At 32.6% G+C, this 6866-nt stretch carries 8 protein-coding genes; 1 reads left to right on the top strand and 7 read right to left on the bottom strand.

Translation table 11 applies throughout. The annotated features are described in order from the left end of the window. Nucleotides 1–11: 11 nt before the first annotated feature. On the bottom strand, nucleotides 12–245 hold the full coding sequence (locus tag ACT8VG_RS05750; RefSeq protein ID WP_444195387.1) for a hypothetical protein: 234 nt from the start codon (nucleotides 243–245) through the stop codon (nucleotides 12–14). Beyond that, a complete protein-coding gene (locus ACT8VG_RS05745) occupies nucleotides 230–1126 on the bottom strand; it encodes a DNA-processing protein DprA (RefSeq protein WP_444195386.1) in 897 nt (298 codons plus the stop codon). The genes ACT8VG_RS05750 and ACT8VG_RS05745 overlap by 16 nt, the downstream gene beginning before the upstream one ends. A gap of 113 nt (nucleotides 1127–1239) precedes the next feature. On the opposite strand from ACT8VG_RS05745, the gene ACT8VG_RS05740 reads away from it, so the two are divergent. After that, a complete protein-coding gene (locus tag ACT8VG_RS05740; RefSeq protein WP_432271395.1) occupies nucleotides 1240–1461 on the top strand; it encodes a DUF6718 family protein in 222 nt (73 codons plus the stop codon). A gap of 273 nt (nucleotides 1462–1734) precedes the next feature. Here ACT8VG_RS05740 and ACT8VG_RS05735 read toward each other — a convergent pair whose 3' ends face one another. From ACT8VG_RS05735 to ACT8VG_RS05715, 5 genes are all read right to left on the bottom strand, one after another. Next, the gene (locus ACT8VG_RS05735; RefSeq protein ID WP_006505075.1) at nucleotides 1735–1968 is read right to left on the bottom strand and encodes a hypothetical protein; all 234 of its coding nucleotides are present in this window, start codon (nucleotides 1966–1968) and stop codon (nucleotides 1735–1737) included. After that, nucleotides 1949–2608 (bottom strand): DUF3990 domain-containing protein, encoded by a 660-nt coding sequence (locus tag ACT8VG_RS05730; RefSeq protein ID WP_254151260.1) that lies wholly within the window; start codon nucleotides 2606–2608, stop codon nucleotides 1949–1951. Before ACT8VG_RS05730 ends, ACT8VG_RS05735 begins: the two co-directional genes overlap by 20 nt. Before the next feature lie 126 nt (nucleotides 2609–2734). Then, the gene (locus tag ACT8VG_RS05725; protein ID WP_444195385.1) at nucleotides 2735–3292 is read right to left on the bottom strand and encodes a shikimate kinase; all 558 of its coding nucleotides are present in this window, start codon (nucleotides 3290–3292) and stop codon (nucleotides 2735–2737) included. 127 nt (nucleotides 3293–3419) lie between these two features. Then, entirely contained in the window at nucleotides 3420–5018 is a 1599-nt protein-coding gene (locus ACT8VG_RS05720) for an ABC-F family ATP-binding cassette domain-containing protein (RefSeq protein ID WP_444195384.1), read from the bottom strand. Between the two features lie 601 nt (nucleotides 5019–5619). After that, nucleotides 5620–6612 (bottom strand): hypothetical protein, encoded by a 993-nt coding sequence (locus tag ACT8VG_RS05715; RefSeq protein ID WP_444195383.1) that lies wholly within the window; start codon nucleotides 6610–6612, stop codon nucleotides 5620–5622. Nucleotides 6613–6866: the final 254 nt, after the last annotated feature.

The following is a 6866-nucleotide window of genomic DNA, read 5'->3' as shown; positions in this document are numbered from 1 at the left end:
ATAAGTTGGTTTTATATAAGTATTGTTGATTTAATATTATATTCATTGAATTTTGTAGTGTAGATATTAAACCCTAATACTTTCGCAATTTCCACGACTGGTACTCTTCTTTTGTTGAGTTTTAGATTGTATTCTGGATTATTTAAGAGAGTATTGATTAAATCTTCAGTATCAGTATCTATTTGATTGTAATCAGAGTAATTGAAGAAATCATGTTGTTTATAGTTTTCTATTTCAATACACATATTCGTTCTCCTTCTAATTTATTTAATAGTTCTTTTATATTCTTAAAGGTATGTGCTCCCTTTCGGATATACTTCCTAGGCCATAAGAGAGAAGATTGTAATAATGAGTATGGTATGAGGATGTCTCTACCCTGCTTTATGCAGTGATCTGCTTGTCTTAATGCCCCACTTTTCTCTCCTGCTTCCATGATAATAGTTGCGATAGAAATACCACTCATAGTCGCATTTCTTAAAGGGAAATTCCATTTGTATACTTTATTACAAGGTGGGAATTGTGAGACAACAAGTCCATGTTTTTCAATAGCGAGTTGAAGGTTTTTGTTTTCTTTAGGATAGTACTGGTTAATAGGTGTTCCTATGACAGCTATAGTTCTTCCATTGTTTTTTAATGCTGTTTGGTGGGTTATTGTATCTATACCTTTCGCAAGTCCTGCATTGACTACTATATTTCTTTTGACTAATGTTTTTACAAGTATTTCTGTTTTTTCCATTGCTTCCCTAGAAGCATCTCTACTCCCTACTACACTAACAGACTTTTCATTTAATAAACGTACATTGCCTTTTAGAAATAAATATGGTGGTGCTGTTGGAATCACAGCTAATAGCTTAGAGTATATCTCATCACCTTTTTTAACTAATATAACGTCTTCTGGGAGTGTTTTGAAACTCTCCTTGACTCTTAGATAGGTATGATAGAAATCCTTCTCTGATACGTGTAATTGCAAGGACAAGTAAGGGATATTATGTATGAGTCCACTTCTGTAATTGAAGTGATCTAATTGTGTTATAAATCGACTTGTTTTCTTATCGTTACAATTGAAATATTGTTGGATTGTATAATACAAAATAGCATCTCTTACATATACATTATTGATATCCATAGGAACCTCCTTTAGGAGTATTCTATTATTGGAATGAGTGATTATCAAGAGAAGAAAAACACTATTGTGTTCATAATATGTAGATGTATAATCAAGTCAGGAGGTATAAACATATGTGTTATCTTATCGCAAAGAGGATAAATAAAACTGGATGTATTGCATTACAGACAGAACCTGGAGAAGAAATGGCAAAATTTGCAGATAGAATACAAGAAAGACTTGGGTATGATATAGAAATTATTACTATCAGTAGACCCACTGCATATGGTGAATATGAGCCATATCATTTTGTAAAAAGTTATGAAGAATTCAGTAAGCAAGCGAGTTTGCTATAAAGGAATCCCCATATTAGGATTCCTTTTTTGCTCTATAAACCAACTTGTAATTTGCTAGTAGATGTTTTTATGCATTACCTTTGCATTTTTATGACTTGTGCCTCTTAATGATTTTAAAACAATAAGCTCCCATTTACACCCATACTACGTGATTAAATAAAATACAGGAACCCCCTAGTTATTTTGAATTACCCAAGATATCAAATGCATTCTTGCCTTTTCTTTTAAACTCACTTGTCTACTTTCTTCAACCTCTCTATCAGTGTCGGAATATTAGCCTGCTGTTTCTTCATAGTATCTATCTGCTATATATTCCGCTGACTCTGCCCACAGACCGTTTTCTGTTTCCTGCAACGTCTTATATGTTTCCGATTTATAGAAACGTAATACAGCTTCTTCAAAACTGATTTGAAAATGTTCCTGTAATAATTTCACTACATCTCTGATCTGTATACATACATTCATTGTAATGTCTTTTCCGTTAAAACTATATATTTTCTCTGGCATAAGAAATCCTCCTAACCGGTTTCAAATATTCTAAGGCTTTTTCTGTATGAAAGGATACCTGATTATTTACTTTACTATATCGCAATCTCTCCACTGCCTCTTTCGCAGTAAGTATATTAGCAATATATAATTGTACAGTTTCCATGGTATTATCATCTGCTACAGGACCAATCACCACATCATACTCATGCTGCAGACCACCTTTACTTCTATTCAATTTAATAAATTCTAACCATTCTTCATTCAATGTATCAAAACGTTTTACTCGTAATGCAGCTACTTCTTCAAATACAAATTCATACACATAATACCTGTTCTTCCTTTCTCTTAAAGAAAGTCGATATGCCCATTCTTTCGATTGAGAACGCAAAACGGTCGTATAAAATCCTTTTCCAAAATCACGACGATTATGTGATTTTTTTAAATCTATTTTATCAAAATCAGAACATGTGCCATGGTAAACCACTAATTCTCTTGAATCCTCTGCTATCACTTTTTCCACATATTCCATGACTTCTTCAAAACTAATTTGATGAAGATATTCATGCTGAATCAGTATCTTCTCAAAAACCTGATTTTTGTGAAATAATTCGGCTACTTCATCACCGGTAAGATCATATTTTTCTGCATACTTTTCCATTACCTCAATGGACAACATCTCACAATCTGTCTGCACGCTCACCCTTCATCCCCCATTTCTAATTATTTTGTTTAGTATACCACAATCTGATATCTTGTTTCTATGATTAAAAAACGATTAACTCCTTTACTCTCCACAATCATCATTTTCCAGATTATACTCCATGATTATTCTATCCACAACTTCTTCCGGTGACTTGTTATTAACAAATACACGATTGTGTATCCCTATCTTAGCATTAACCATTCCGTACCAATCTAGATCCTCTTGAATTTCTTTCATATAATAATCTTTATTCGCATTTTTGTAATTATCATCGGTATAGATGTCGTCATTTTCATCACTAAATATAAGCCTCGAAAAAATATTCTCTGGAGTATCGTACAACTCAATCAGCAAATTATCATCCGAAATAATGCTTGTTTTAAAGTTTTCAATATAAGAAATGGGTGAAATTGCAAAGACAACGTCTTCTTCCATTTTAATAATCTTCTTGATAATACTCCCTCGTTTCTGATCTCTCCACCGTAAATTCTCAGTGTTAACAAATTCCTCAAGAGACATTTTCAAGCGATTTTTCACTTCTTCATCTAAATCGACAAACTTAATATCTAAACGTTCAGCAAGTAATTTCCCCACAGTTGTTTTTCCAACATTAGAAATTCCAAATAAACATATCTTCATTCCTCTGTCCCCCTTTACTGATATTATGCCTTTTATTAATAAAGCGTTCAATACTATTATCTCATTCTAATAGCAATAATATATTTTCCTAGCCTTGAGAAGAAAAAAAGAGCGGTTTAATCCGCTCTTATGCTTCAAGTGTGTCCTTGTATTCTAGATATTCATCAAATGTTGATAGACGGTCAATTGTACCTTCTGCAGTAAATTCGATAATTCTATTCGCAATTGTCTGAACAAACTGGTGGTCATGACAAGTAAATAGAATGTTTTCTGGGAAACGCATTAAACCTTGGTTTAACGCCTGGATAGATTCTAGATCAAGGTGGTTTGTAGGTTCATCAAAAATTAATACGTTTGCATCATGCATCATCATTTTCGCAAGCATACATCTTACCTTTTCTCCTCCTGATAAAACATTCGCTTTCTTTAATGCTTCATCACCAGAGAATAACATTCTACCTAACCATCCTCTTAGTTCCTGTTCATACATACTACCATCAGTAAACTGTCTTAACCAGTCTAATAAAGATAATTCACAATCATTAAAGAATGCTGAATTATCTTTAGGGAAGTATGACTGAGTAGTCGTAATACCCCATTTATAAGAACCTTCAAAGTCTTTATCTTCTCCCATGATGATCTTAAAGAATGCTTCTGTTGCTTTATCGTCTCCTACAAAAGCAACCTTTTCATTTGGAAGAATAGAGAAAGAAACATTATTAATAAGAGTTTCTCCATCTACTACCTTAGTAAGGTTTTCTACATTTAATACAATGTTTCCTACTTCTCTACCTGGTTTAAAACCAATGAATGGGTATCTTCTTAGTGATGGTTTCATGTCTGCCATTTCTAAGTTATCTAATAGTTTCTTACGAGAAGTAGCCTGTTTTGCTTTAGAAGCATTGGCACTGAAACGTGCAATGAATTCTTCTAATTCCTTCTTTTTAGCTTCTGCTTTCTTATTTTGGTCTTTCATCTGCTGAATCTGCATCTGAGAATATTCATACCAGAAGTCATAGTTACCTACATATAGCTGAATACGGCTGTAATCAATATCAGCAATATGTGTACATACTTTATTTAAGAAGTAACGGTCATGTGATACAACAATGACTGTGTTCTTAAAGTTTAATAGGAAGTTTTCTAACCATCTGATACTCTTTAGGTCTAGATGGTTGGTAGGTTCGTCTAGTAAAAGAATATCAGGGTTTCCAAATAAAGCCTGGGCTAATAATACTTTGACTTTCTGGTTACCATCTAAATCTCTCATATACATGTCATGGTATTCTGTTGTAATACCTAAACCATTTAACATGATTTCAGCATCACTTTCAGAATTCCAACCATCCATGTCTGCGAACTCACCTTCAAGTTCTCCTAGTCTTATACCATCTTCATCATTAAAATCAGCTTTAGCATATAGCTTTTCTTTTTCCTGCATGATTTCAAATAGTCTCTTATTACCCATGATAACTGTTTCTACTACTTTGTTGTCATCATAAGCAAAGTGATCCTGTTTTAAAACAGATAATCTCTTATTAGGTTCAATAATAACTTCACCTTTGTTTGGTTCTATTTCACCTGATAATATTTTTAAGAATGTGGATTTACCAGCACCATTTGCACCAATAATCCCATAACAATTTCCTTCAGTAAATTTTACTGATACATCTTCAAATAAAGCGCGATCTCCGTATCTGAGTGATACATTATGTGTTGATATCATAGTCTACATTTCCTTTCGTACAGAGATGTATTATGCCATATTTAGTTGATTATGTCTAGTAAAATTGAGATATAGGTGATAGATAGAAATAGTGGTACTCCTATATAGAGAATGGAGATACTAAAAAGACTATATATAGTAAATTTAGTACTAAGATTACTATATGTAGTAAATAGAGAGTCTAAGATTACTATATGCATTAGATAGAGAAACTGATATAGGATAGATGGATATATAAAAAGAGCAGGAACTTATCCTGCTCATAGTATAAGAATTACAGGTTTTATCCTGGTCGCCAGGCTCATATATCTATTCGATATATAATCGGACGAGATTGTTTTTAAGACTATCTCTTGTCTACAGTTTATCTCCTAACTGCAAGGCTCATATATTTTATCAATATATACTCGGACGAGGTTGTTTTGAATTCTACCTCTTGAATTCGACTTTTTACGGTGCCTGTACACCGAGAATATTACTGTTCCTTTAGTTTCATCTATAAGATATCACAGATTGGTAAGTTGTCAATGCCAATTAATTCTATATATTGTCTTCGTGTAAATGCATAATTCAAATAAACGAAATTGTTGTAACAATTAATTTACTGTAAGGTTAATATATCCCCAAGGCACATATACGTTTGTAGTATACATCTTTCAGCAACCTCTTTAGTTATATCAGAATGTACACCTTTGCACTGCAAATTAATTAGGTTATCAATCCAATCCAAAAGATATATGATATCACTTCCAACAATTGTCTTCTTAGGAGATTTGTCTTCTAGTTTTTCAATAACAGCTGATAGTTTGTTTTTATAATGATCCCCACTTACATCAATTTCTTTACCTGATTTGGTCTTATATGTCTTATTAGTATACCCAGGAAAATACTTATCAAATAACTCAACAGCTACGCTTTCAAATAAACGTCTACAAGTAGTCAATGCTTGTGAGTACATTTCTGGATTCTCCGAATCTAATTTTCCCTCTATAGCCTGCAACTTCAATAAAGTTTCTTTTGACAAGTCCGATAATGCCAAGTCTACTCGTTCTCTATAATTCATAAAAACACTTGTTGCAACATTACCAAAAGTCAATTCAATTTGTTTCTTTAAAGCATATTCATAGTATTGAGCTTTTAATAAAGAAAGTCTCTTCTTTGCTGAAGCAATATTAGCCACCATTGCAGTTGTCGATTCATGAACATTTTCAGTCAGCCTACTCATAGCTATTAACGCCTGTTCTCCACTCACAGATGCACCATTAGTTGTAAAATTTCCAACTGCCTTCTGCTGAGCAATGATTTTTTCTTCAAGTTCCGAAGCTAATTCTGTAAAGATATATAATTTCCCATCTTCTTGATATCCTCTTCCTTTTTTATACGCAAGATTCCACGCATCTGGAATAACTTTACTGTTATTATTCCTTGGATATCCTCCATACTCATATTGAAGCCAGATCATATTTTCTTCATCATTTGTAAGACGTGCAATTTTTGTACATAGCAAAAGTGCAGATTCAGTTGTTATTGTGCTATCTTCAATTCCATCAATTACTTTTTCACATGCTTCTAATGCTTTCTCTATTTTATCCATCTACTCTCCTCCTTATGTTTTCTAGAGACAAAATTAATAATCCTCAAGATACAACATATAGTTTTGTCTTTCGGAAATGCAAATCCTGTCCTTTATTATACCATACAAAATAACAGAAAGAACTCAATCTACTCTTTCTTACTAAGATCAGAATACTACTTTAGCAATTTAAAACAGAAACAGCCATAATATCTATATTTCTACTTTAAATAACATTAATTCTATACAAAGAAGTAAATATCAGCATATTCTTC

The sequence above is a fragment of the Catenibacterium sp. genome (genome assembly GCF_052354645.1).
In the GTDB taxonomy this organism is placed as follows: domain Bacteria; phylum Bacillota_I; class Bacilli_A; order Erysipelotrichales; family Coprobacillaceae; genus Catenibacterium; species Catenibacterium mitsuoka_A.
This window is presented reverse-complemented; position numbering and strand designations above follow the sequence as displayed.